The sequence below is a fragment of the Erythrobacter sp. GH1-10 genome (assembly GCF_045363165.1).
Taxonomy (GTDB): Bacteria; Pseudomonadota; Alphaproteobacteria; order Sphingomonadales; family Sphingomonadaceae; genus Erythrobacter.
Window position 1 is genome coordinate 1,839,424 of the sequence record NZ_JBJFLP010000001.1, and the last position, 25,333, is coordinate 1,864,756.

25 protein-coding genes are annotated in these 25,333 nt (G+C 61.9%); 18 read left to right on the forward strand and 7 right to left on the reverse strand.

What is annotated here, in order from left to right:
- Positions 1 to 249: 249 nt before the first annotated feature.
- Positions 250 to 1,182, forward strand: a complete 933-nt coding sequence (locus ACI5KX_RS09065; RefSeq protein WP_406810347.1) for a cyclase family protein — start codon at positions 250 to 252, stop codon at positions 1,180 to 1,182.
- 67 nt (positions 1,183 to 1,249) lie between these two features.
- On the opposite strand, the gene gshB is transcribed toward ACI5KX_RS09065, so the two are convergent.
- From gshB to rsmI, 3 genes are all read right to left on the reverse strand, one after another.
- Positions 1,250 to 2,200 carry a glutathione synthase gene (gene gshB, locus ACI5KX_RS09070; RefSeq protein ID WP_406810348.1) on the reverse strand — a complete coding sequence of 317 codons (951 nt, stop codon included), beginning with the start codon at positions 2,198 to 2,200 and terminating at the stop codon, positions 1,250 to 1,252.
- 116 nt (positions 2,201 to 2,316) lie between these two features.
- The gene (locus ACI5KX_RS09075; RefSeq protein WP_406810349.1) at positions 2,317 to 2,673 is read right to left on the reverse strand and encodes a YraN family protein; all 357 of its coding nucleotides are present in this window, start codon (positions 2,671 to 2,673) and stop codon (positions 2,317 to 2,319) included.
- Positions 2,670 to 3,527, reverse strand: a complete 858-nt coding sequence (rsmI, locus tag ACI5KX_RS09080; protein WP_406811347.1) for a 16S rRNA (cytidine(1402)-2'-O)-methyltransferase — start codon at positions 3,525 to 3,527, stop codon at positions 2,670 to 2,672. The genes ACI5KX_RS09075 and rsmI overlap by 4 nt, the downstream gene beginning before the upstream one ends.
- 112 nt (positions 3,528 to 3,639) lie before the next feature.
- On the opposite strand from rsmI, the gene ACI5KX_RS09085 reads away from it, so the two are divergent.
- The 3 genes from ACI5KX_RS09085 to ACI5KX_RS09095 all read left to right on the forward strand — a co-directional run bounded on the left by ACI5KX_RS09085 (position 3,640) and on the right by ACI5KX_RS09095 (position 7,167).
- Complete coding sequence (locus ACI5KX_RS09085; RefSeq protein WP_406811348.1) at positions 3,640 to 4,755, forward strand: penicillin-binding protein activator; 1,116 nt, start codon at positions 3,640 to 3,642, stop codon at positions 4,753 to 4,755.
- 62 nt (positions 4,756 to 4,817) lie between these two features.
- Complete coding sequence (gene parE / locus ACI5KX_RS09090) at positions 4,818 to 6,806, forward strand: DNA topoisomerase IV subunit B (protein WP_406810350.1); 1,989 nt, start codon at positions 4,818 to 4,820, stop codon at positions 6,804 to 6,806.
- Positions 6,799 to 7,167: a hypothetical protein gene (locus tag ACI5KX_RS09095; protein WP_406810351.1), complete on the forward strand. Its 369-nt coding sequence runs from the start codon at positions 6,799 to 6,801 to the stop codon at positions 7,165 to 7,167. Before parE ends, ACI5KX_RS09095 begins: the two co-directional genes overlap by 8 nt.
- Here ACI5KX_RS09095 and ACI5KX_RS09100 read toward each other — a convergent pair.
- A complete protein-coding gene (locus tag ACI5KX_RS09100; protein WP_406810352.1) occupies positions 7,164 to 8,387 on the reverse strand; it encodes an alpha/beta fold hydrolase in 1,224 nt (407 codons plus the stop codon). The two genes, ACI5KX_RS09095 and ACI5KX_RS09100, sit on opposite strands and share 4 nt — an antisense overlap.
- 111 nt (positions 8,388 to 8,498) lie before the next feature.
- On the opposite strand from ACI5KX_RS09100, the gene ACI5KX_RS09105 reads away from it, so the two are divergent.
- The 5 genes from ACI5KX_RS09105 (at position 8,499) to ACI5KX_RS09125 (ending at position 13,604) form a co-directional block, all read left to right on the forward strand.
- Positions 8,499 to 9,023 (forward strand): RNA polymerase sigma factor, encoded by a 525-nt coding sequence (locus ACI5KX_RS09105; protein WP_406810353.1) that lies wholly within the window; start codon positions 8,499 to 8,501, stop codon positions 9,021 to 9,023.
- On the forward strand, positions 9,020 to 9,595 hold the full coding sequence (locus ACI5KX_RS09110) for a hypothetical protein (RefSeq protein WP_406810354.1): 576 nt from the start codon (positions 9,020 to 9,022) through the stop codon (positions 9,593 to 9,595). Before ACI5KX_RS09105 ends, ACI5KX_RS09110 begins: the two co-directional genes overlap by 4 nt.
- 46 nt (positions 9,596 to 9,641) lie before the next feature.
- Positions 9,642 to 10,952: a serine hydrolase gene (locus ACI5KX_RS09115; protein ID WP_406810355.1), complete on the forward strand. Its 1,311-nt coding sequence runs from the start codon at positions 9,642 to 9,644 to the stop codon at positions 10,950 to 10,952.
- 113 nt (positions 10,953 to 11,065) lie between these two features.
- Positions 11,066 to 11,935: an AAA family ATPase gene (locus ACI5KX_RS09120; RefSeq protein WP_406810356.1), complete on the forward strand. Its 870-nt coding sequence runs from the start codon at positions 11,066 to 11,068 to the stop codon at positions 11,933 to 11,935.
- A gap of 91 nt (positions 11,936 to 12,026) precedes the next feature.
- Positions 12,027 to 13,604, forward strand: coding sequence for a hypothetical protein (locus tag ACI5KX_RS09125; protein ID WP_406810357.1), 1,578 nt, complete (start codon positions 12,027 to 12,029; stop codon positions 13,602 to 13,604).
- A gap of 2 nt (positions 13,605 to 13,606) precedes the next feature.
- Here the strand turns inward: ACI5KX_RS09125 and ACI5KX_RS09130 are convergent, their stop codons facing one another.
- A complete protein-coding gene (locus ACI5KX_RS09130) occupies positions 13,607 to 15,007 on the reverse strand; it encodes a methyl-accepting chemotaxis protein (protein ID WP_406810358.1) in 1,401 nt (466 codons plus the stop codon).
- 134 nt (positions 15,008 to 15,141) lie between these two features.
- On the opposite strand from ACI5KX_RS09130, the gene ACI5KX_RS09135 reads away from it, so the two are divergent.
- The 3 genes from ACI5KX_RS09135 (at position 15,142) to ACI5KX_RS09145 (ending at position 18,043) form a co-directional block, all read left to right on the forward strand.
- Positions 15,142 to 16,326, forward strand: a complete 1,185-nt coding sequence (locus tag ACI5KX_RS09135; RefSeq protein ID WP_406810359.1) for a vWA domain-containing protein — start codon at positions 15,142 to 15,144, stop codon at positions 16,324 to 16,326.
- A 61-nt stretch (positions 16,327 to 16,387) separates the two neighbouring features.
- A complete protein-coding gene (locus ACI5KX_RS09140) occupies positions 16,388 to 16,801 on the forward strand; it encodes a hypothetical protein (protein WP_406810360.1) in 414 nt (137 codons plus the stop codon).
- Between the two features lie 54 nt (positions 16,802 to 16,855).
- Entirely contained in the window at positions 16,856 to 18,043 is a 1,188-nt protein-coding gene (locus tag ACI5KX_RS09145) for a serine/threonine-protein kinase (protein WP_406810361.1), read from the forward strand.
- On the opposite strand, the gene ACI5KX_RS09150 is transcribed toward ACI5KX_RS09145, so the two are convergent.
- Positions 18,040 to 19,236, reverse strand: a complete 1,197-nt coding sequence (locus ACI5KX_RS09150) for an exo-beta-N-acetylmuramidase NamZ domain-containing protein (RefSeq protein ID WP_406810362.1) — start codon at positions 19,234 to 19,236, stop codon at positions 18,040 to 18,042. The genes ACI5KX_RS09145 and ACI5KX_RS09150 overlap by 4 nt on opposite strands.
- Between ACI5KX_RS09150 and ACI5KX_RS09155 the strand changes: the two genes are divergently transcribed.
- Positions 19,235 to 19,792 (forward strand): TspO/MBR family protein, encoded by a 558-nt coding sequence (locus ACI5KX_RS09155; RefSeq protein WP_406810363.1) that lies wholly within the window; start codon positions 19,235 to 19,237, stop codon positions 19,790 to 19,792. The two genes, ACI5KX_RS09150 and ACI5KX_RS09155, sit on opposite strands and share 2 nt — an antisense overlap.
- On the opposite strand, the gene ACI5KX_RS09160 is transcribed toward ACI5KX_RS09155, so the two are convergent.
- Positions 19,789 to 20,307, reverse strand: coding sequence for a hypothetical protein (locus ACI5KX_RS09160; RefSeq protein ID WP_406810364.1), 519 nt, complete (start codon positions 20,305 to 20,307; stop codon positions 19,789 to 19,791). The genes ACI5KX_RS09155 and ACI5KX_RS09160 overlap by 4 nt on opposite strands.
- 90 nt (positions 20,308 to 20,397) lie before the next feature.
- Here ACI5KX_RS09160 and tyrS point away from each other — a divergent pair, with 90 nt between their 5' ends.
- From tyrS to ACI5KX_RS09185, 5 genes are all read left to right on the forward strand, one after another.
- Positions 20,398 to 21,630 carry a tyrosine--tRNA ligase gene (gene tyrS / locus ACI5KX_RS09165; RefSeq protein WP_406810365.1) on the forward strand — a complete coding sequence of 411 codons (1,233 nt, stop codon included), beginning with the start codon at positions 20,398 to 20,400 and terminating at the stop codon, positions 21,628 to 21,630.
- Between the two features lie 101 nt (positions 21,631 to 21,731).
- Positions 21,732 to 22,070 carry a PilZ domain-containing protein gene (locus tag ACI5KX_RS09170; RefSeq protein ID WP_406810366.1) on the forward strand — a complete coding sequence of 113 codons (339 nt, stop codon included), beginning with the start codon at positions 21,732 to 21,734 and terminating at the stop codon, positions 22,068 to 22,070.
- Between the two features lie 62 nt (positions 22,071 to 22,132).
- A complete protein-coding gene (locus tag ACI5KX_RS09175) occupies positions 22,133 to 23,446 on the forward strand; it encodes an MFS transporter (protein WP_406811349.1) in 1,314 nt (437 codons plus the stop codon).
- 1 nt (position 23,447) lies between these two features.
- A complete protein-coding gene (cysK, locus tag ACI5KX_RS09180; RefSeq protein ID WP_406810367.1) occupies positions 23,448 to 24,368 on the forward strand; it encodes a cysteine synthase A in 921 nt (306 codons plus the stop codon).
- Between the two features lie 126 nt (positions 24,369 to 24,494).
- The gene (locus ACI5KX_RS09185; protein ID WP_406810368.1) at positions 24,495 to 25,271 is read left to right on the forward strand and encodes an aspartyl/asparaginyl beta-hydroxylase domain-containing protein; all 777 of its coding nucleotides are present in this window, start codon (positions 24,495 to 24,497) and stop codon (positions 25,269 to 25,271) included.
- Positions 25,272 to 25,333: the final 62 nt, after the last annotated feature.

The following is a 25,333-nucleotide window of genomic DNA, read 5'->3' on the forward strand; positions in this document are numbered from 1 at the left end:
GACTGACCCCCGAACCTAGGTCAGTCTTTACCGGGATAAAATATTATGTCCGCTTTCCACCCATGAGCAGCCTCTAGAAAAGCTCAAATGGCATCCTGAAAGCCGACTGACCGCTTAGCTGTGTTACGCGTCGAAACCGGACATGCGGCTAACGACCCAATTGCGGACGCGTTGGGCTTTTGAATTTCTAAATTAGACAACCTTGAACTGGCCGCATAACCTTTGCGTCCGGATGAAGGGGGGATTTCTATGACCAGAGAGAAACTGGGTATCGCGACATTCATTGCCGCGGGCCTCATACTCGTAGGATGCGATGAAGTTGGAACCGGGGAGAGCGGCAGCCTTGTAACGCCACCAGACCCCGTGTTTGGCATGGCAGGAACTCTCACACCCGAGCATGTTCGTCGGGCAGCGGACTTGGTCACGCAAGGCAAGGTCTATCAGTTGGGTATTGTCACCGGACCTCAGACTCCCGCTTGGGGTAACCGAGAGTTCGAAATGCAGGTTTTTGACCTCGGCGAATTTGGCTCAAACAAGCTTACTGGTCATGACGACAAGGTCGTCACCCACATTGGGATCGGCTCCCAAATTGATGGGTTTGGTCATATCGGGCTCGACCGAGTGTATTATGGCGGCGTCACCGCCGACGAGATGTTCGCAGCCGACGGGCTAGAAGTGCATGGCGCGCACAACATACCGCCCATTGCGACACGTGGTGTTGTCATCGACATAGCAAAGCACTTCGGGGTGGATGTCCTCGACCCACTCACCAGTTACGACGCTGAAGATATTCGCGCTGCGGCAGAGGCGCAGGGGGTTGAAATTCGTCCAGGCGATGTCGTTCTGCTTCACACAGGTTGGTTGTCGAGAATTGCCGAGGCAGAGACTTTCGGCACACGCCAACCCGGGATAAATCTTGATGGCGCGCGGTATCTTGCAGAACTCGGCGTCGTAGCTGTTGGTTCCGACACGCCAGGGCTGGAGTCTGATGCGCCCAACGAAGAAGGCGCTGCGTTTCCTGTGCACGCACATCTTCTTGCCGAAAAGGGCATTCACATCCTCGAGAATATGAACACCACAGAACTTATCTCGGATGATGTGAGCGAGTTCTTCTTTGTTCTGGGCACTCCGCGCCTCGAGGGTTCTGTGCAAGCGATAATCAACCCGATCGCTATAAGGTAAAAGGATCTTCCGCTTTCCACCCATAGGCGGACGGTAGCGTGACAATCACCAGATCCCAATTACGGACTCACCCCAACCGCCGCTCAATCGCATCCCAGATCATCCCCGCCGTATCGGTCCCGTTGAACTTGTCGATCGCCACAATACCTGTCGGCGAGGTCACGTTGATCTCGGTCAGGTACTTCCCGCCGATCACGTCGATGCCGACGAACACCAGTCCGAGGCGCTTCAGGTCGGGCCCCATCGCCTCGCAGATTTCGCGCTCGCGCTCTGTCAGCTCCGTTGCCTCGGCGCTGCCGCCCATCGCGAGGTTCGAACGGAACTCGCCTTTGCCCGGGATCCGGTTGATCGCGCCCGCGATTTCCCCGTCCACCAGCACGATGCGCTTGTCGCCTTCGGACACTTCGGGGAGGAACGGTTGCAGCATATGCGGCTCGGGCCAGGTCATGTTGAAGACCTCGAACAGCGCGGTCAGGTTGTCGCCACCTTCGGGAATGCGGAAGATCGCCTTGCCGCCATTGCCGTGGATCGGTTTCATCACGATCGCGCCATGCTCTTCCATGAAGCGGCGCGCTTCTTCGACCGAGCGGGTGACCAGCGTCGGCGGCATGAACTGGCGGTAGTCGAGCACCATCACCTTCTCGGGCGCATTGCGGACGTTGGCGGGATCGTTGACCACCAGAGTCTCGTGCCGGATGCGCTCGAGCATGTGGGTCGCGGTGATGTAGCCCATGTGAAACGGCGGGTCCTGCCGCATAAGTACCACGTCGATATCCCTACCCAGATCGAGCCGCTGCGCCTTGCCCTTCTCGAAGTGGTCGCCTTCGACCTGCTGGACCTTAACCGGGTAGCATTGCGCATACAGCCGGTCGTCGGCGTCGAGCGTCAGGCTTTCGACGTGATATTCGAACACCTCGTAACCGCGCTCCTGCGCCTTCAGCATTAGCGCGAAGGAGGAATCTCCGGCGATATTGATCGTTTCGATGGGGTCCATCTGGACCGCGACTTTAAGGGCCAATCTCTTACTCCCGCTCATGCTGAGGCTGTCGAAGCACTGTACTTCTTCATTCGGCTCCCGACTAAAAGGAAAGCCAGCCCTTCGACAAGCTCAGGGCGAGCGGGAGGCCTCGGTAATCAAGGCATCCACGCGTTTTCGATGTGGCGAGGTCGTGCGCCGGGTGCAAGCAGGATCACATCTATTCGCATATCACCGCCATCCGTCACATACTCATGCGCCACCGCCTCGACCGCTGCCGCGACCCGGGACAAACGACGCTCGTCGATAGCATCGGCGAGGTCGCTTGCTCTCTTGCGCCACTTTACCTCGATGAATGCGGTGAGGCCCTGTTTTCGCGCAATCAGGTCGATCTCGCCGACGGGGGTCTTCACCCGTTCGGCAAGAATGCGCCAGCCCTGCTGCGCGAGCCATTGCGCGGCCTGAGCCTCGCCCTCGCGCCCGCGCCGTTCGGCAATTTCCCGCTTCGCACTCATTGCGACTTGAGTTCCACCGCACGCGCATAGAGCGTCTGCCGGTCCATGCCTGTTGCTTTGGCTACTTTCCCGGCCGCCTTACTGGCGCTCATTTCGCTGAGAGCCTCGCGCAACAACGCCTCGGGATCGCCAGTCGGGGGCGCGTCTGACGGCGGCCCGACCAGCAGCACGATTTCTCCCTTGGGAGAATGCTCCGCATACCACTCGGCCAGCTCCTGCGCCCTCCCCGTCCGACATTCCTCGTGAAGCTTGGTCAGTTCGCGCGCCACGGCGACCTCGCGCTCCGGCCACAACTCCGCGATCGCCCGCAGGCTGCGCTCAAGACGCGGCCCTGTCTCGTAGAATATCAGCGTCGCATCGACCCCGCCCAGTTCGTTCAGCACGTCACAGCGCGCCTTTTCCTTTACCGGCAGGAAGCCTGCGAACAGGAAGCGATCGTTAGGCAGGCCTGCCAGCGTCAGCCCGGCAATCGCCGCGCAGGCACCCGGAATGCTGGTCACGGAAATGCCCGCCTCGCGCGCCTCGCGCACAAGTCGGTAGCCAGGATCTGAAACCAGCGGCGTGCCCGCATCGCTGACCAGAGCCACCGGGCGGGACCGCGCCATATCGAGCAGCATGGCGCGTTGCTTGTCGGACGCATGGTCGTCATACCGCTGCATCCGCGTCGACACCCCGCAGTGCTTGAGCAGTTTGCCGGTAACGCGCGTGTCTTCGCACGCAATCACCTCGCACCGCCGCAGAATATCGACAGCACGCACCGTTATGTCGCCAAGATTGCCAATCGGCGTGGCGACAATATAAAGCCCGGCTTCGAGAGGTTCACTAAGGGCTGATTCAGGTTCCGGCGTCTTCATGTGCGCCCACCTTTGAAGCAGCAGATGGGGGTCGGCAAGAATGAAGCGTTTGGGTTCACTGGTTTCGAATGTGTTTTCGAAGCGCGTGCTGGCGGTCGCCGGCACAGCGGCGATGCTGGGAGGGTGCGCCGTTATCCCAAAAACCGGCGAACCGGTCTCGACCGCTCCCGACGTGACGCCCACGCCCCAACCAAGCGCGACTGCGCTTCCCAGCGATGCGACCCGGCACCGCGTCGCCTTGTTGGTCCCGATGTCCGGCTCCACGGCGGAAGTCGGCCAGTCGATCGCCAACGCGACCACCATGGCGCTGCTCGACACCAATGCGAGCAATCTGCGCATCACCACTTACGACACGTCCAATGGAGCGGGAGTAGCCGCACGCCAGGCGATCGCCGATGGCAACAAGCTGATCCTCGGCCCCTTGCTTGCCACGAATGTACCGGCGGTGCAGGCCGCCGCGAGGCCGGCCCGAGTGCCCGCGATCGCGTTCTCGAACGACTCCTCGGTCGCCAGCCCGGACGTGTTCGTGATGGGGCATATTCCCGAGCAATCGATCCGCCGCACAGTCGAATACGCGCGGTCCCGCGGCTCCAACAATTTCGCAGCGCTCGTTCCCGAGGGTGATTATGGCCAAAAGAGCTTCGACGCGCTCAACAATGCCCTGAGCGACTTTGGCGGCACGCTAATCGGTTCGGCGCAATATGCGCGCGGGAACACCTCGATCGTAAGCGCTGCACAGCGGCTTCGTGCCGCAGGCGGCTACGATACCGTGTTGATCGCCGATGGTGCGCGGCTTGCCGTTCAGGCCGCGGGCGAATTGAAGAGCCAGGGGGCAGAGGGAACGCGCATTCTCGGCACCGAGCTGTGGAGCGGCGAATCCGTCCTGACCCGATCGAATGCGATCAACGGCGCGCTGTTCGCCGCAGTCTCCGACAGCCGCTACAAGCGTTTCGCCGACAGTTACGAGGCGCGTTTCGGCAGCAGGCCATATCGCATCGCGACGCTCGGATACGATTCGGTGCTGCTGACGCTGCGCGTCGCGCGCGACTGGCGTGTCGGCAGCAATTTCCCGACCTCGCAACTCTACGATCGCGGCGGTTTCCTCGGTGTCGACGGACCGTTTCGCTTCGCCCGCAGCGGCGTGGCCGAGCGCGCGCTCGAAGTGCGCGAGGTGCGTTCCGGCAGCGTCGTACCCGTCGATGCCGCGCCGAGCAGCTTCGGCAATTAAAACCGGCGTAAAACAGGAGCGCTCCGCTTGTGAGCGCGGCCCCACGGGTCCATATCGATTGCATGTCCGAAGACCTGTTTGAAAACACGCCGACATCAAGCGGCGACTACGATTCGTCCTCGATCGAAGTCCTCGAAGGGCTCGAACCCGTTCGTCGTCGGCCCGGCATGTATATCGGCGGGACCGACGACCGCGCTCTGCACCACCTCGCCGCCGAAGTGCTCGACAACTCGATGGACGAGGCGGTCGCAGGCCATGCCAACCGGATCGAAGTGCGGTTGGAGGAAGGCAACCGACTGAGCATTTCGGACAATGGGCGCGGCATCCCGGTCGACGAGCACCCGAAGTTTCCGGGTAAATCGACGCTCGAGGTGATCCTTTCGACGCTGCATTCTGGCGGCAAGTTCTCCGGCAAGGCCTACGCTACTTCCGGCGGACTGCACGGCGTTGGCGTGAGCGTCGTCAATGCGCTGTCGTCGCACACCCGGGTCGAGGTCGCGCGCGACAAGCAGCTATACGCGCAGGAATTCTCGAAGGGCCAGACGCTTGGCAAGCTCGAGGAGCTTGGCCCAACCCCCAATCGCCGGGGGACTACGGTAACCTTCACTCCCGACGAAGAAATCTTCGGGGACCGCCAGTTCAAGCCCGCGCGGCTGTTCAAGCTGGCGCGCTCGAAAGCCTATCTCTTCGCAGGCGTCGAGATCCGCTGGAAATGCGCCCCGTCGCTCGCGAGCGAAGACGTGCCCGAGGAAGCGACCTTCAAGTTCCCCGGCGGTCTCGCCGATCACCTCGCCGAGCAGATCGGCGCGCGCGAATGCGTTACGTCCCAGCCCTTCACCGGGCAGCAGGAATTCCCGCAGGTCGACGGTGTCCAGCAGGGCAAGGTGGAATGGGCGGTCGCCTGGCCGCTCTATTCCGACGGATCGACCAGCTGGTATTGCAACACCGTGCCGACCCCCGACGGCGGCACGCACGAACAGGGCCTGCGCGCCGCGCTGACCAAAGGGCTTCGCGCCTTCGGAGAGCTCGTCGGCGCCAAGAAGTCCAAGGACATCACCGCCGACGACGTGATGACCGGCGCGGAAGTGATGCTCAGCGTCTTCATCCGCGATCCGCAGTTCCAGTCGCAGACCAAGGACCGGCTGACTTCGCCCGAAGCCGCGCGCCTCGTCGAGAACGCGGTGCGCGACCACTTCGACCACTTCCTCGCCGACAATATGGAGCGCGGCAAGGCGCTGCTCGGCGAGGTCATGGAGCGCATGGAAGAACGGCTTAAGCGCAAGCAGGAACGCGAGATTAAGCGCAAGACCGCGACCAATGCGAAGAAGCTGCGTCTCCCCGGCAAACTCACCGATTGTTCGGGCGAAGGCGACGCGGACACGGAGCTGTTCATCGTCGAGGGCGACAGCGCAGGCGGCAGCGCCAAGCAGGCGCGCGACCGCAAGACGCAGGCGATCCTGCCGATCCGCGGCAAGATCCTAAACGTCGCAAGCGCCACTGCCGACAAGATCCGCGCCAATGCCGAAATCGCCGATCTCGGCCTCGCGCTGGGCTGCGGGACGCGCAAGGACTGCGACCCCGAAAACCTGCGCTACGACCGCATCATCATCATGACCGACGCTGATGTCGACGGCGCGCACATCGCGACCCTGCTGATGACGTTCTTCTTCCAGGAAATGCCCGAGATCGTGCGGCAGGGGCATCTCTATCTCGCACAGCCGCCGCTCTATCGCCTCACCGCAGGCAAGGAGAGCCGCTATGCCCGCGACGACGCGCACCGCAAGGAGCTGGAAGAAACGGTGTTCAAGGGCAAGAAGGTCGACGTCGGCCGGTTCAAGGGGCTCGGCGAGATGAACCCGCAGCAGCTGCGCGAAACGACGATGAACCCCGATACGCGCTCGCTGATCCGCATCACCCTGCCGCCCGAGTTCGAACAGCGCGCGGCGGTGAAGGAACTGGTCGACCAGCTGATGGGCCGCAATCCCGAGCACCGGTTCAACTTCATCCAGAACCGCGCGGGCGAAATGGACCGCGACATGATCGATGCCTGACGGGAAATACCCCGACCCGCGCGAAGAGGACATTTACGCGGGGGACCGCCGCATCTCTCGGCCCGACAGCTCGCTTCCCGACTGGGAAGTGCCCGACACCGCTTACCGCCCGATCCCAATCGTCTGGTTCACCGGCGCATTCGTTATCCAGATGGTCGTGGTCTTCGCGATCTTTATCCTGCTTCTCGGTCAACACGGTGCGATCACCATCGCGCTGTCGGCGCTCGTCTCCGCCGCCATCGGGGCGTGGACCTGGGACCGCGGGATGAAGGACGCCGGGACCGGGTGGAAGGTCGCCACCATCGGGATCATGCTCGCGACGTTCCTGCTGGTCTGCGCGGGAGCCTACGACCGGCTCTAGTCGGCCTCCTCGGTGTGAATGTGCAAGTGCCCTTCCAGCGTGCGATGCACCGGGCATTTGTCGGCGATTTCCAGGATCTTCGCGCGCTGGTCTTCGCTCAATGCGTCGCCGATGATCTCGATCGAGCGGTGCAACGCCTGCGCCTCCATTCCTTCCTCTTCGGCCGAGAGCGCATGACCACAATCCTCGGCGTGATTGCGCTCGTGGGTGAGGTGGATGCGAGTCCCCTCGAATGGCCATTTCTTCCGGTCGGCATACATCTTCATCGTCATCGCGGTGCAGGTGCCGAGCGCGGCTAGCAGCAGGTCGTAAGGCGTCGGACCGGTGTCGTCGCCGCCATAGCTCTTGGGTTCGTCGGCGACGAAGCGGTGGCTCGCAGTGTGAACCTCGGTGCCGAACTTACCGTTCCCGGTCTGCACCACGATCCCTTCCTCGGGCATCGGCCAGTCCGCCCGCAGGGGAAGATAACGATGAGCCCAGCTGGCGATCATGCTCGCCGCGAATTCGGCGTCGGCGACATCGGTGAGGAGGTGGTCCGCACCGGCGAGGCTGACGAAACTCTTGGGATGGAATGCCGCTTCGAAGAGCGCGCTCGCATGCTCGATCCCGACCACGGTATCGATTGGCGAATGCAATGCGAGATAGGGCACGCGCATTCCCCGGATGAGAGCGATCAGGTCGGTCTCGCGGGTGCGCTCGATGAACTCCTTGCCGAGCCGGAAAGGGCGCCCACCGATGGTCACCTCACCCTCTCCATCGCGCTCGATCGCATCGAGATCGCCCGAGATGTTGTTCAACACGTGCGGCACGTCGGAAGGTGCGCCGATCGTGGCGACCGCAGCGATCTTCTCCGAACCCATATCGGCTGCCGCCGCGAGCACCGCTGCGCCGCCGAGGCTGTGCCCCACGAGCAGCAGCTTGCAGTCGAACCGTTCGGAGATGGTCTCCGACGCGGCAACGAGATCCGCGATATCCGTCACAAACCCCGCGTTCCCGAATTCACCCTCGCTTCCGCCGAGCCCGGTAAAATCGAACCTCAGGCAGGCTATGCCCTCCCGGGCGAGCGCCCGCGCGACGCTCACCGCCGCCTTCGATTGCTTGGTACAGGTGAAGCAATGCGCAAACACCGCGGCACCGCGCACCAGTCCGGTGGGCAGTTCGATGGCTCCGGAAAGCGTGTGTCCGGCAGCGGTTTCTATAGTCACGGTTTCGCTCGGCATGGCGGCCTCCTCGCTGGATTCTCGCGCGCATTCGCGTCCTTCTACGCTACACAGGGACGAATTATTACACCGGTCATGTAAGAAAGTTCGCGCGGGACAGACTAAAGGGGCATGACGGAGCGACAGGAACAGCTTTACCGGCAGGCAGGTGCGCAATTCGCCCCCGCTATCGCCCGCCTCGCCCGCGCGGTCGAACGCGACAGCGAAAAGGCGCGCGATCTCGAACAGGAAATGCATTGCGCGATCTGGTCGAGCCTCGCCCGTTTCGAGGGTGAAAGCGCGCTCAAGACATGGGTCTACCGCGTCGCGCACAATATTGCCGCCGACCATGTCGCCAAGGCTTTGCGCGGCCCGAGGCGCATTCCGCTGGAGGAGATCGAGACGCTGCCATCGGCGGGCAATCCGGAAAGCGAAACCGCCGAAGCGCACGCACTTGCGCAGGTCGCCGAACTGATCCGCCAGCTGCCGCCGCTCGACGCACAGGTGATCGTCCTGTGGCTCGAAGGCGAAAGTGGCGCGGAGATATCCGAGATAACCGGGCTTTCGCCGGGCGCCGTTAGCGTGCGGGTTCACCGCATCAAGACACTGCTCGCAAGCCATTTCGAACAACCCCGAAGCACAGGAGTATTATCGTGAGCACTCCCCCCTTCCCGCAATGGTGCGAAGCGGCACCCGACGCCGAGTTCAGCGCTTCTTCCGATTGCGCCGCCCGCATCGACCGGTTCGAACGCCGCATTCGCATCCGTAACGGCATCGAATACGGGGCCGGCGCAATGGTGTGCGTACTATTTACGGCAGCGGCAATCGCCGCGGCCTCGGTATCCGAATGGCTCATCGCCATCGCCTTCGCGCTCACTGTCGTGGGCGCAATCGTGGTGATGAAGGGTCTCTACACCCGCGGGAGCAATGTCGATCGGCGGCCGGAAGACCCGTGCCTGGTCCACCTCGAGCGCCAGTATCGCCGCCAGTACGAAGCGCTTCGTGACGTGCCCAAATGGTACATCGCCCCGCTCATCCCCGGAATCGCGATGTTCTACGCAGTGGTTTCTGCCAATGTCGCTGCCAAAGCCGGCTGGCACGAGGCGTTGCTGGGCTTGACCGGACCGCTCGCATTGACGCTCGCCATCTTCATCGGCGTGGCAGCGGCCAACTGGATCGCGGCGCGTGCCCTCAAGCGGAAACTGGCCTTGCTTGAAGACCTCGCCTGACTATCCTTTCAAATTGCACAAGCTGAAGGACAATCCTATGAATTGTTTGACAAACCGCCTCATTGCCAGCGCTCTGGCCCTCGGCTTCGTCGCCGCCCCGGCCGCGATGGCACAGGGCAATGACGTTGAGGCTGTCGCCGAGCAAACCCCGATAGAAATGCGCGCCGAACAAGTCGTGCTGTTGCTTAACGGCCAGCTGGACGAGCAACCCGACGCAGTATTCACAGAAGCCTTCCTCGCCGCTGTTCCGACCGAGCAACTCAAGGCCATTTCGCAGCAGCTTACAGGGCAGTTCGGCGCGGCGATTTCGGTAGAAGCGGTCGAACCGCGCGACGGCAATCGTGCCAGCCTCGCAATACGGCTGGAGCGCGCGATCGCCCGCGGCGGCATTGCGATCGATCCAGCAAGCGGCAACCGCATCAGCGAATTGCTGTTCCAGTCTTTCGAACCGATCAGCGAAAGCCCTGAGGAAATCCGCGCGGCGCTGGAAGACCTGCCCGGTGCCGCGAACGCGCTGTTTGCCCGCATCACTCGAGAGGGAGCGGTCCAGCCGGTGTTCGCGCACAATGAAGATACACAGCTGGCGCTGGGGTCGGCATTCAAGCTCTACGTGCTTTCGGCGCTGGCGAATTCGGTCGAGCAAGGAGAGCGATCGTGGGCCGACGTGGTCTCCTTGACGGAGAAATCGTTTCCTAGCGGGCAAATGCAGAACTGGCCGCAGGGCGCGCCGGTGACGCTCCAGACACTCGCCACCATGATGATTTCGATCAGTGATAACACCGCGACCGACCAATTGATAACGACGCTGGGTCGGCAAGCTGTCGAGGCCGAACTGGTCGCCAGCGGCAACAGCGATCCCTCGGCGACGATCCCGCTGATGACCACCCGCCAGCTGTTCGCGATGCGCGGCGTTTCGGAAGAGACCATCGCCCGCTACCGCGCGGCGGATGATGCCGGCCAGCGAGCAATCCTCGACGGGCTTACCGAAGCCGACGTTTCGCAGGAGAAGGTGCAGGCCGCTTTCGGTTCGGACACGCCCGGCGCGATCGATATCGAATGGTTTGCCTCACCCAACGATCTGGCTCGCCTGCTTGCGCGGCTCAATGCCTATGAGAACCCCGCAGCACGGCAAGTCATGGCGGTTGCGCCGCAGCTCACCGGCGCGCAGGGTGATGCCTGGGACTATGTGGGCTTCAAAGGCGGGTCCGAGCCCGGCGTGCTCAACTTCACCTGGTTGCTGCGTGACGGCAATGGCGATGCCTGGATCGCCACGGTCGGCTGGAACAATCCCGAAGCGGGAGTCGAGACGACGACGCTTTATGCAATTGCCCAGCGTATGCTGGCCTTACCGCGCTGACGCCTCCTCCCCATTCCGATAGCGCTGCAGCGCTCCCCCTTGCGTGGGCGCGCGGCGCGCCCTATCGCAGCGTAGCATTTCAGTTTCGAATACGGACCAATCGAAGGGACACCATGACCGATCAGCCCAATGGCCAGCAGCGCTTTGAAGGCACCAGCGACTACATCGCGACCGAAGACCTGAAGGTCGCCGTCAACGCGGCGGTTACCCTGCGGCGTCCGCTTTTGGTCAAGGGAGAGCCCGGGACTGGCAAGACAGTGCTCGCCCACGAAATCTCGAAGGCGATCAACGCTCCGCTGATCGAATGGAACGTAAAGTCGACCACCAAGGCGCACCAGGGTCTGTACGAATACGACGCCGTGGCGCGTCTGCGCGACGGTCAGCTCGGCGAAGAGCGGGTGCACGACATTCGCAACTACATCAAGAAAGGCAAGCTGTGGGAGGCCTTCACCTCCGAGGAGCTCCCCGTCCTTCTGATCGACGAGATCGACAAGGCCGATATCGAGTTCCCGAACGACCTCCTGCAGGAGCTCGATCGCATGAGCTTCGACGTTTACGAGACGCAGGAGCGGATCGAAGCGAAGGAACGCCCGATCGTCGTCATCACCTCGAACAACGAGAAGGAACTGCCCGACGCGTTCCTGCGGCGCTGTTTCTTCCATTACATCAAGTTCCCCGACCGCGAGACGATGCAGGCGATCATCGATGTCCACTTCCCGGGCATCCAGAAGACGCTGGTGAAGAAGGCGATGGATATTTTCTACGAGCTGCGCGAAGTGCCGGGCCTGAAGAAGAAACCTTCGACCAGCGAATTGCTCGACTGGCTCAAGCTGCTGCTCAACGAAGACATGCCGCTCGAAGTCCTGCAAGACAGCAATCCGAACAGCGCGATCCCGCCGCTTCACGGTGCGCTGCTGAAAAACGAACAGGATGTGATGCTGTTCGAGCGGCTTGCCTTCATGGCCCGCCGTAATCCCACCTGATTTTACTTAAAGCGTTCAGAAATATTCTCACGGGATTGCAAATCCCGCGAAATAGTATTGAATGATCCACTCTTGGGGATGGGAGGGGATCATGAGAAATATTTGGAAACGCGGTGCTCGGCTTGGAGTGACTTCGGGCCTGATCGGTGCAGTCGCCGTTCTGGCCGGCTGCGCCGACGAGGCCGACGAGCAGGTCGTCCCGGTCAGCGATATCGTCTTTTGCACCTCGCCTGCCTCGATGCCTCCTGGCCTCGGTTGGCCCGCCGCCGCGTCGCAAATTGCGGGATGGGTCGCGAACCGCGACGAACAGGCGACGCGTGAACACGGCTGGAAGCTGTTCGCCGGGTTGCAGGAAGAACAAGGCGCGGGATGGACCTGGCAAAGCTGGTGCACCGAAACTCAGGCGTTTTCGATCGATGACGAGGATGCTCCTCGCAGCGGAGGCACAGGGAAAAGCGCGGCGCTTGTAGCGCAAAGCGAAAAGCCCATGCGGGCGTTCAAAATCGATAACGGGCTGACGACCGGCGAAGAGCCGATCAATTTCAAGCCGCATCCGATCTATGCCGTGCCGCAACCGGTGCTGGACAATACCGACTACAAGGGTTGCATAGTCAGCACGCCTGGAGAAGCGGACTCGCTCGCCAATGGACCGACGCTCCAGAACAATGGCGACGTCATGCTCGCCGGAGTTATCTACAATTCGGCGGCTTACGACTGGATCCGACAGAATCAATTGTACAGCGCTGAAGTGCTGCAGGGCATGCGTCCGCCGCAGGACGAGACCAAACAGATCGCCGATTTCCCGAGCGAGGCGATCGTGCTCAAGCCGATGCTGTGGCCGATCAGCCAGGAAGGGTACACCGCGGTCCCGGTATGGGACGACCTGTCCGAGGATTACGGCAAGTATTCCGGCTTCGAGATCCAGACGCAATGGCCGAGGGCCGTGGCGGTGACCACCGGGCCGGTCTCGTCCGATCCCGTGGAGGTAACGATGCTCGCCAATAAAGGCGTTACGCTGGGCGGCAGCAGGGTCGGCCCGAACACCTATGAACAGGCAAGCCCGGTCAGCATCGACGACTTCTACAGTTTCGAACCGGACTTCGCGTCGATGGACCCGTGCGATCGCGCGCTGATCGATACGTCCGCCTATTATGCCTATGGCCGCACTTTCGAGCAGGGCGACCGCCTCGCGCTCGTCGCGATGCACATCCAGACGAAGGAGCAAGAAAGCTGGACCTTCCAGTCGGTATGGTGGAGCGACCGGCCGGATGAAGGCCCCTATTCGACCTATCGCCCTGAGATCGCCGGAGCCGGCGGCCCGTCGCAGCATTACCTGATGGCCTCGACCTACGACTGGCCTGCCGAGCCCGGTGGCTCGACTTGGCCGATCGCTTACAATCCGTACATCGAGCTCGCGGCGGCGCATCCGATCAAGACCAACTGCCAGAACTGCCACCAGCGCTCGGCTTTTCCGGGGCAGAAGGACGGGTATCTGGCAACCGGAGGCCCCGGCGCACTGGAGATCTACTCGTATGACGACGAGGAGATCTTCGCCGGCCTGATCGGCGCGGACTCGCTGTGGTCGATCCCCGACCGGGCACTCTGTCGCGACGGCAGCAAGCCGCCGTGCAGCGATGCCGAGACGGCTGCTCGCTCCGCGTCAGACTGAAATCAGTTGAAACTGTAGGCGACTTCGAAATCGCCCCAGCGACGTCCCTTGATGTACAGCGGAATATAGACGTTGCGGACCACACGATACTGCGTCCCGTCGCCTTCCTGACGATAGACCGCCATCATGTAGGGGGCGGTGCTGACCTTGGCTTTCTTGTCGATCGCCTCGAGCAGGATGCGCCCGTTGCGGCAATATTCCGTGTCGTGGGTTACATCGCCAGTGGGTTTGCGCGACTTCGCGGTCAGGTGGGTCGGGAGGAAACCGTTGGTATCGGTGCAGGCCGCAGCAAGGATCTGCGGGTCGCTGGCTTCGGTCTCGTCCAGGAACGGTCGCCAGTTCTCGTCGGCCCAATCAGACAGCCGGGTCCGGAACAAGGGAGGATTGGTACCTTCCACCTTCACGTATTCGTGATCGAAAACCGCCTGCTCCGTCAGTGCGCCTGCGTCGATTGCCGCCTCTGTTTCGCTGACGACTTTCGCCAGAATTTCCTGCGCTTTTTCTACCATCGCGCTATCCTGAGGCGAAAGCCCGGCCTGAACGATCCGGTCGAACATTTCGCTCGCCGTCAGTTCCAGTTCTTCCATCCGGCGGTGTGCGCCCTGGAGCTGGTCTTCGTTGATGCGCGCGGCGCGGTCGAAACTGACCAGCACGTCCTGCACCGCATCGACATGGCCGCTGATCGTGCCGGTCGAGCGAGCGATCACGTCGTTCTGCTTGTCCACTTCCTCGACCAGTTCACCCACGGACGTAATCGTGTTCTCGATCCGCGCGACCGACGCCTTGGCCTGCGCGCTGGCCTGCGAGCCCTCCTCGATCCTGCCGATCACTTCGCTCGCCTCGGCACCGAGCGCCTCGACTGTCTGGGAGATTTCCTCGGTCGCCTTGCGGGTATCGTTGGCAAGGCTCTTCACCTCGCTGGCGACCACCGCGAAAGTGCGCCCCGCTTCGCCCGCGCGCATCGCTTCGATGGTCGCGTTGAGCGCCAGTATGTTAGTCGTTTCGGCGATATCGTCGATGTCCTGAGCGCTGCGGCGCACCTGTTCCATCGCTGCCGAGAAGCTCGTGACATGCTGGCCGAGGGCATCGACCAGTTCGAGCAAACCGTTGATCTGGCCGAGCGAGGACTGGATCAGCGCCGTGCCCTCGCCGAGACGCTCGATCGCGCGTTCGGACAGCAATCGCGCTTCATCGCTGGCCTCGGCGACCTTCTCCTGATCGGCTTCGAGTGCGGCCACCGTACCCCGGAGCGCCTCGTGCTCTTCGCGAAGCCTTTCGGATGATTTGATCACCGCTTCGACGACCCCCGCGACGTCGGTGCATCCGACAGTTACCGCGCCGCAGCTTTCAGGTATTTTGTCGAGCGCGGAAGCGTTCGCGGTATCGATCGTGATCGGTTTCATGTTGCGCAGACCCTTGTGGCAATTCCTTGCTTCGCCTGTGCCTAAGCAAGGATGGTTAGCGAAGGTTTAAGCGCCCCCTGCGGATTGCGGTAAAATGCTGGAAAGCGCACCTTTCTGCGGCTAGACGGTGGGACATGTTTTTCAATTTCATGGACGAGCTGCGCGAAGCCGGGATCGGCGCGAGTTTCAAGGAGCACCTCACCCTGCTGGAGGCGCTCGAAAAAGACGTGATCGAGCAGACGCCCGAGGCGTTCTATTACCTGTCGCGCGCGACCTTCGTGAAGGACGAAGGCCTGCTCGACCGTTTCGACCAGGTGTTTCACAAGGTTTTCAAAGGCATACTGACCGATTACGGCCAGAACCCGGTCGATATTCCCGAGGACTGGCTAAAATCCGTCGCTGAAAAATTTCTTTCCGAAGAGGAAATGGCCGAGATCGAAAAGCTCGGCGATTGGGACGAGATCATGGAGACGCTCAAGAAGCGGCTCGAGGAGCAGGAAAAGCGCCACGAAGGCGGAAACAAATGGATCGGCACCGGCGGAACTTCGCCCTTCGGCAATTCGGGTTACAATCCCGAAGGCGTGCGGATCGGCGGCGAGAGCAAGCACAAGCGCGCGATCAAAGTCTGGGAAAAGCGCGAGTTCAAGAATCTCGACAACACCAAGGAACTCGGAACCCGCAATATCAAGATGGCGCTCCGCCGCCTGCGTCGGTTCGCGCGCGAAGGGGCGGCAGACGAGCTCGATCTGGATGCAACGATCGAGGGAACCGCTAAACAAGGCTGGCTCGACATTCACATGCGCCCCGAGCGGCACAATGCGGTCAAATTGCTGCTGTTCCTCGATGTCGGCGGGTCGATGGACCCGTTCATCAAGCTGTGCGAGGAACTGTTCAGCGCTGCAACCAGCGAGTTCAAGAATCTCGAATTCTTCTACTTCCACAACTGCCTTTACGAAGGCGTGTGGAAGGACAACAAGCGCCGTTGGCAGGAGCGCACCAAGACCTGGGACGTGCTCCATAAATACGGCCACGATTACAAGGTGATCTTCGTCGGCGATGCGGCGATGAGTCCCTACGAAATCACCCATCCCGGCGGCTCGGTCGAGCACATGAACGACGAAGCGGGCGCGGTGTGGATGCAACGCGTCACCAACACCTATCCCGCAACGGTGTGGCTCAACCCGGTGCCCGAAAAGCAGTGGGGCTATTCGCAGTCGACCAAGATGCTGAAACAGCTGGTCGACGACCGGATGTATCCGCTGACCCTCGACGGGCTTGATGACGCGATGAGAGAGCTTTCCCGCAAACAGGGGCACTGACGCCGGATTGGAATTCCGAAACGCATTCTGGTATCCCATTGGCAAGATTGGGAGAAGCTCCATGCGCCTATTAGTCTTGCCGCTCGCCGCATTCGCATTGATCGGCGCGAGCGATGCTTCTGCGCCCTCCGCGCCGCTCCTTGCTTCTACCGCTTCGGGAACCGCGCCGATCCCCTCGCCAGCAGCTGGAGGAGAAGCCCCGGCGGTCGCGATGCGTGAAGATCTAGCCCGGTCGCTGAACGTACAGAGCGAGGCGTGCCGCGACCGGATCATGCAGGCCCGCGAGGATACCGGCCTTCCCCTGCTGGAGCGCGAACCGGCCTCGCCGGAGAACCCCCATCTCATCTATGCGGTCGACAGGCGCCAGGACGGCTGTTCGGTGATGGTGATGATGGGCAATCCATCGGATATCAGGCCGCTTCCCGTGCGTCCCGACGATCCGATCGGTTTGATACCCGCCGACAACGGGCGTTGACGGAGCGCGCCGAAAGCTGCGAAACACCCTTCATCGCAGGGGGGACGACAGCTCATGGCGGCAGGCGCTTCCGGATCATCGTCGCGGCTTGAGCCCGGCACGATCCTCAACAACAACTACCGCATCCTAAAACCGCTTGGAGAGGGCGGCATGGGCGCCGTCTATCTCGCCTCGAACACCTTCATCGACGAGGACAAGGTCGCGATCAAGGTGATCCGCAGCGAACAGGCGCGCGACGAGCTGATCCAGAAGATGTTCGCCAAGGAAGTGCGCGCGCTTCTCAGGATCAACAATCCGCGCATCGTCGGCTATCGCACTTTCGCGAACGATCCCGAGCTGGGAATCGACTTCATCGTAACCGAATTCATCGATGGCGAAAGCCTCGCCGCGGTGATGGGCAACAGGCAGTTTTCGACCGATGACCTGGTCCGGCTCCTGATCGAAATCTGCATCGGGCTGCGGGCGGCGCACAAAGCGGGCGTGATCCATCGTGACCTCGCGCCCGACAATATCCTGCTCGAAAGCGGTGACATCACACGCCCCAAAATCATCGATTTCGGCATCGTGAAAGACACTGTGCAAGGCGGCACCATCGTTGGAACGGGCTTTGCCGGAAAGCCCAATTTCGTCGCTCCCGAACAGTTGGGCGAGCCGGAATACCCCATCGGGGCATGGACCGATATCTACAGCCTCGCCCTCGTGATTCTCGGCCTGGCCAAGGGCCAGCAGCTCGAGATGGGACACACGCCGGGCGCGGCGATCCGCAAGCGCCACGAGCCGATCGACCTTACGCCGGTTGCGCCCGAATTGCGCCTGCTGATCGCCGATATGCTGGCGCTCCATCCGGAGGAGCGCATCCAGTCTGTAGAAGAGGTAATGATCCGCGCCGAGGCGGTGTTGAGAGGAGAGGAACCGCCCGCGCCTGCAGACCCGGCCCTCGAGAAGACTATCGTGGCTCCGACTGCCACGATCAGCACTGTCTACGATCCGGGATCCTCGCTTGGCGATCTGGATACGAATGAGGCTGCTGAAGCGGCCACGAGTCCAGCGATGGAAGAAGACGAACTGCCCATGGATGATCCCACCACCGAGATGGTGAATGGCGAAGACGACTATGATGACGAGGAAGAGCCAGAGCCCGATGAAATCGGAGTCTGGATCTTCCTGGGATTCCTCGTGCTGGTGGCCCTCGCCGTATTCGCAGGTAGCTATTTCGGGGACGTCGCTCCGTTCGCCGACTAGTACAGGAGGTGGTCGCGCACCTGCGCGATCCACGCCGCTTCGTCCGCCGAGGCCAGTGCATCGAGATCGTCGGGCATGGCAGAGGAACTATCCACCCAATCGCGGAGCCCCGGCCCACCGTTGATCACGTCGATCGCAAGCCGGTCGAGTTCGTATTCGTAAGGGAAATCGCGCCACAGGTCGTAGTCGGGATAGAGCCGCCGGATCGCCTTGAAGGCGAGCGCCTGCAGCCGCCACGGCTTGAACACATCGTGATCGTAGAACGGGCCTTCCGCGTGGATCATCAGGGCGTTGCAGAGCTTTCCTGAGTGCTTGTGGAAGGTCGGCTCGAACCAGCAGGGCCGCAGCGCGCAGCCGATCAACCAGTCGGGAGCGAGCGCGCTCATTTCTGCCAGCACCGCCTCGGCATCGATATCGGGCGCGCCGAACAGCACCTCGAGCGGGCGGGTCGTACCCCTTCCCTCGCTCAGCGTCGTACCTTCGAGCATCACCGTGCCGGCATAGGCACGCGCCATGTTGACGTTGGCCGCATTGGGCGACGGGTTGATCCAGATCCGCGATCGAGGCCATCCGTGCCCCTCCTCGCCCGGTTCCCATCCGCGCATACGGACGACGCGATAGTCCACGTCGAGACCGAAATGGGCGATAAACCAGTGCCCCATTTCCCCCAACGTCAAACCGTGCCGCATGGGCATCGGGCCGGCACCGACGAAGCTCTCCTGCCCCGGTATCAGCAAAGTGCCTTCAACCGGTCGCCCGGCGGGATTGGGCCGGTCGAGAACCCAGACTTCCTTGCCCGCCTTCGCAGCTTCTTCCAGCAGGTAGAGCAGCGTGGTGACGAAGGTGTAGATCCGGCAGCCGAGGTCCTGCAGGTCGAACAGGAACACATCCGCGCTCGACATCATCTGCCCGGTCGGGCGGCGGACTTCTCCGTAGAGTGAAAAGATCGGGATGCCGTATTTCGGATCGATCTCGTCCGCGGTCTCCACCATGTTGTCCTGCTTGTCGCCCTTGAGCCCGTGCTGCGGACCGAAGGCGCTGGTGACATTCACGCCGGCAGCGATCAAAGCATCGAGACTGTGGGTGAGATCCTGCGTCACGCTGGCCGGGTGCGCCACCAGCGCGACCCGCTTGTCCTGGAGCTCGGCCAGCAGTTCGGGATTGCCCAGCAGGCGGTCGATTCCAAACTTCATGGCGTTTCAGTTGGCGCAGCGCCGCAGCAAAGGCAATGGCATTTGCGCGTGCGATCCCTATATCCGGCACATGGACTGGACCTTAGCCATCGTCGCCGCTCTGTGGGCGATCATCCTCGGAGGCGCGGGCGGCGTGCTTACCGACATCGGCGAGTGGTATCGCAATTTGAGCAAGCCCAGCTGGCAACCGCCCGATTGGCTGTTCGGTCCGGCATGGACGATTATCCTCGGTCTGTCGGCCTGGAGCTTCTACCTCGCGTGGACGGGCGCGCCAACCAGCGGCGACAAGACGATCGTAGGCGTGCTGTTCGCGATCAACTTCGTCTTGCACCTGCTGTGGTCACCGTTGTTCTTCAAGTGGAAGCGCCCCGACTGGGCCTTGTTCGAAAACACATTTCTGTGGCTATCGGTGCTGTCGCTGTGCGTGGTGCTGCCCAATTACTCACCGCTCGCGGGCTGGCTTAACGCGCCCTACATCGCCTGGGTCAGCTTCGCGTTTGTGCTGAACTGGAAGATCGTGCAGCTAAACCGTCCGTTCGGGAACGCTGCGACCTAATCGCGTTGGACGATCCATTGGCGGCAGGCTTCGGAATGGAATTCCGGTTTGCCCGGCGGAAATGCCAGCGCCCAGTATTGCAGCGAACCGTCTCCATGCTCGACGATCGCGTTGAGCGCGACCTGCGCGGGATCGGGCAATTCCGACGCGATGCTTGCCTTCAGAAGCAATTCCCGACCGTTATGCGAACTTGCGATGGCTATCGCTTCGACCGGAGCATTGCGCATCCCTTCGCGAAAACTGTCGAAATCGTAGCAGGCCCATTTGCTCGACGGGGAAAGATTGAACTCGCGGTAGTAGGTTCCCCCGATCGGTTGCCAGAAGATCTCGAAACAGGTGGTCTTCCACAAATTGTCCTCGCGCACGGCGGAAGCATGAACAGGGACCTTGATCCGCGAGATGTCTCCTTCCAGCCTGAATTCGGCATCACATCCGACATCGGTGGGTTTGATGGAGGCGGTCACAGCCTTGATCGGGCCGAGGTCGCAGGTCTGGTGCAGCATTAAAGGGGTCATAGGCCCTGTATCGCCAAGCCCGGCGCTTCGGGCAAGCGGATACGAACGCCACTTCCCCCTTCCCCTTCACGCTGTTAAGCGCGCAGCACCATGACACAGGCTTACGAATCCGACCTGCTGCGCCTGCTCGACGAGCGCGGCCATATCCACCAAGTGACTGACCCCGGCGCACTCGACGCTCTGGCGAACAAGCAGGTCGTCACCGGATATGTCGGTTTCGATCCGACCGCGCCTTCGCTGCACATCGGCAACCTTGCCTCGATCATGCTGCTGCGGCGGCTGCAGCAGGCGGGCCACCGCCCGATCGTCATTATGGGCGGGGGCACCGCCAAGGTCGGCGACCCTTCGGGCAAGGACGAAACCCGGCAATTGCTGACCGAAGAGCGGCTCGCGAGCAATATCGAAGGTATCAAGGGCAGTTTCGAGCGGATCCTGCGTTTCGACGACAGCGAAACCGGCGCGCTGTTGATCAACAACGACGATTGGCTGAGCGAGCTCGGCTACATCGAGCTGCTGCGCGATGTCGGTCCGCATTTCACCATCAACCGCATGCTGACTTTCGATTCGGTCAAGCTGCGGCTCGAACGCGAGCAGCCGCTCAGCTTTCTCGAATTCAACTACATGATCATGCAGGCCTACGATTTCCTCGTACTGGCCCGTGATTACGACTGCCGCCTGCAACTCGGCGGCAGCGATCAATGGGGCAATATCGTCAACGGGATCGAATTGAACCGCCGGATCGATGGGCGCGAGGTCTACGGCGTGACCGCGCCGCTGATCACCCGTGCCGATGGTGCGAAGATGGGCAAATCGGTCGATGGCGCGATCTGGCTCAACGAGGATGCGCTGGCCGCCTACGATTTCTGGCAATACTGGCGCAACACCGACGACCGCGACGTGAGCAAGTTCCTGCGGCTGTTCACCGACCTGCCGCTGGACGAGATCGCGCGGCTCGAAGCGCTCGAGGGAGCGCAGATCAACGATGCCAAGATCGTGCTCGCCAATGAAGTGACGAAGCTCGTGCGCGGCGATGACGCTGCCAAGACCGCCGAAGCTACCGCGCGCGAAACCTTCGCCGGTGGCGGCGCTGGCGAGGATCTGCCGACGATCGCGGTGGGCGCAGAGGGAATGCGTGTAGGCGCGGTCCTGACCGAACTCGGCTTCACCGTTTCCAATGGCGAAGCGAAGCGCAAGCTTGCCGAAGGTGCGGTAAAGCTCGATGGCGAGACCATATCCGACCCCGGATATGTGATCGCTCCCGGTGACGGTGAAACGCTCAAACTCAGCCTCGGCAAGAAGAAGCACGGCCTCGTCACGCGTTAGCTCCGTTAGGTGCAAATCGGCGCCCGTATCGGTGCTTTACCAAATGTCAGCCTTTATACGGCATTAGGGAAGCGACGGATTTGTATTGGAGGTCGAATAGCGTGACTGCAGGAGCAAACCTGAGCGTAACCGACATGCGCCGCGCTGCGCGTCACCCGGTGGATTTCCCGGTGATCGTCGAGCATTTCACCCATGGTGATCTCAACCTCCACGTCGCCAATATTTCGGCGCATGGCTTCATGGTCGACGACGCCGAAAAGCTGTCGCGCGGCGACCGCGTGATGATCCGCCTGCCGATCGTCGGCCGGATCGAGGCCTATGTTATCTGGACCCGCGACAATCGCGCCGGTTTCCAGTTCGAACGGATCATTCGTCTCGACGATTTCGTCGCAATCATCGATACCCTGCAGCCCAATCCGCGCCTGCGGCGCAACCGCTGAACTAAAGCGCTTCTTGGCGGACCGTTAGCAGTGCCTGCTTGGCACGCGCGGCCGCGCCTGCCATGGGCCTTCGGGTGAGCGCATCCGAACCCACCCATCCGATCCAGATCCACAATTTCCGCGCCTACTGGGTGTGCCGCCTGGCGATGACGCTGGGGCAGTACGCGATGATGATCGTGATCCAGTGGCAGGCCTACAACCTGGCGCGCGAAAGCGGGATGAATGTCGCCGAGGGTTCGGGCACGCTCGCGATCATCGGACTGCTGCAATTCCTGCCGCTGTTCGTGCTGACGCCGTTTTCGGGCCTTGCCGCCGACCGTTTCGACCGGCGCAGGCTCGGCCAGATGACGATCCTGCTGCAACTGCTGTGCTCCGCCGCGCTGGCGTGGACGAGCTGGAACGACGCCGTCAGCCTCCCGATCCTGTTTGCCATCGCGGTGGTCCTCGGGGTCGCGCGAGGATTCGCCGGGCCGGCCCTGTCTGCCCTCGCCCCCAACCTCGTGCCGAAGAAATTGCTGCCGACTGCCATCGCGCTGTCCTCGATCTCGTGGCAGGTCGGGATGCTGGTCGGCCCGGCCATCGGGGCAACGCTCTACGCCGTGGAGCCCGCCCTGCCCTATGCCGTTGCAGCCGCCCTGTTCGTCGTTTCGGTCGGGGCGTTGACGCTGGTGGGCAAGGTTCCGCAGCCGGCGATGCGGAAGGACCAGCGCCCGATTGGCGCGATCGTCGATGGCCTCAATTACGTGGTGAAGAACAAGATGGTGCTGGGCGCGATCACGCTCGACCTGTTCGCCGTTTTCCTCGCCGGAGCCAACGCGCTGATCCCCGTCTTCGCCAGGGACATCCTCCACACCGACGAGATCGGCCTGGCCATGCTCGCCTCGGCGACTCCAGCAGGAGCGCTGGTGACCGCGATTTTCTTCTCCTTCAGCCCGCTCCGTACGCAGGTAGGACCCAAGATGCTCGGCGCAGTCGTCGTCTTCGGGCTTGCAACGATCGTCTTCGGGCTTTCGACCAGCCTTCCGCTCAGCCTCGCGATGCTGTTCATCATCGGGGCGGCGGACATGTTCAGCGTCTATGTGCGCCAATCGCTGATCCAGTTGCACACGCCCGACGACAAGCGTGGCCGGGTATCCTCGGTCAGCATGATGACCATCAGTGCATCGAACGAAGGGGGTGACGCATTTTCGGGCGCGCTCGCATTCCTGATCGGTCCGGTCGCCGCTATTGCCGCGGGAGGAGCCGGCGCGATCGCAATCGTCGCGCTGTGGAGCCGGATCTTCCCGGTGCTGCGCACCACAAAGACCTTCGATCCGCCCGAGGATTTGCTAGAAGGCATACAGCATACGAAAGACAAGAACCCCCAGGAGGCCTGACATGAAAGCCGCAAGCATTCTCGAAACCATCGGCAACACCCCTCACATTCGCGTCGCGCGGCTGTTTCCCGATCACGAAGTCTGGCTCAAGTCGGAACGCGCAAACCCTGGCGGCTCGATCAAGGACCGCATTGCGCTTGCGATGGTCGAGGATGCGGAGAAAACGGGCGCGCTGAAGCCCGGCGGCACGATCGTGGAACCGACCAGCGGCAACACCGGCATCGGTCTGGCGATGGTCGCTGCGGTCAAGGGCTACAAGCTCGTGCTTGTCATGCCCGAAAGCATGAGCATCGAACGTCGGCGCCTGATGCTGGCCTATGGCGCAAGCTTCGACCTTACGCCGAAGGAAAAAGGCATGAAGGGCGCGATCGAACGCGCGACCGAGATCGTCGAGACCACCGACGGTGCCTGGATGCCGAGCCAGTTCGAAAATGCGTCGAACCCTGCCGTGCACGCCCGGACGACCGCGCAAGAGATCCTTGCGGATTTTGCCGATGAACCGATCGACGTGATGATCACCGGTGTCGGCACGGGTGGCCACCTCACCGGCTGCGCCGAGGAACTGAAGAAGCACTGGAGCGCGATGAAGGCTTTTGCGGTCGAGCCCGAATTGTCCCCGGTGATCAATGGTGGCCAGCCCGGCCCGCACCCGATTCAGGGCATCGGCGCGGGGTTCATTCCGGAAAACCTCCACACCAACGCCATCGATGGAGCGATCGCAGTCGATGCGGGCGAAGCGAAGGAAATGGCGCGCCGCGCTGCAAGCGAGGAAGGCATGCTGATTGGTATCTCGTCGGGTGCTACCCTGGCGGCGATCGCCAAGAAACTGCCCGAACTGGACGCTGGCACGCGTGTCATGGGCTTCAATTACGACACCGGAGAGCGGTATCTCTCGGTGCCCGATTTCCTGCCTATAGAATAACAGAAGGCCGCTGAACGGTCTTGAGAGCGCACCGGTCGAGGGGCCCGTTTTACATCCTGCAAGCCTTTGCTAAGAGGCTGCTTCGTCATTGTAACTTGTGCATCGGGTCGCGCGAACAGGACGAAGATGGGCTGGTCAAACGGATTTGGATTGCTGTCGAACGACCCGGGGCGTCCGCTGCACTATCGCTTTCTGAAGCGGCAGCGGCACCGGGTGAACGACCAGATCGCGAAGAGTTCGCGGATTTCCAATGCTCCTTTGCTCGATCCGGCGGATTTCGACTGGACAGGCGAACTCGCAAAGCACTGGGAGGAAATCCGGGACGAGGCGCTGGCGATATACCGGCACCGTGACGCAATCCCGCCTCTGCGCGAAATCTCCCCTGATCACCGAGGGATCGTGAAGGACAATGCCTGGCGCAGTTTCTTCCTGATCGGCTACGGCCATCGGCAAGAGGAAAACATCGCCCGCGCACCTCGCACCGCCGAGCTGGTGAACCGGGTTCCCGGCCTCAATTCGGCGTTCTTCTCGATCCTTGCGCCCGGATCGGAAATCACCCCGCACCGCGGAGTTACGAAGGCTTTCATAACCGCACATCTCGGACTCGTAGTCCCGAACGAACGCGGCAAATGCTGGATGCGCGTCGATGACCGGCGTGTTGGCTGGCGCGAAGGTGAATGGACCATGTTCGACGACACCTACGAACACGAGGTCAAGAACGAGACCGACGAGACGCGGATCATCCTGCTTTGCCAGGTCGAACGCCCCCTCGACCAGCCCGGCAAGTTTCTCGCCGGTGCATTGATGGGTTACGTGCGCCGCAGTCATTTCGTGCAGGAGGCGAAGGACAATCTAGCCGACTGGGAGACCGCTTACGCCAAGGCGGAGAACGAATTCCTCTAGAACCCGGACGTGAAAAAGCCCGGCAGGTCCCCACCCGCCGGGCTTTTTTCGGTGACGATCTG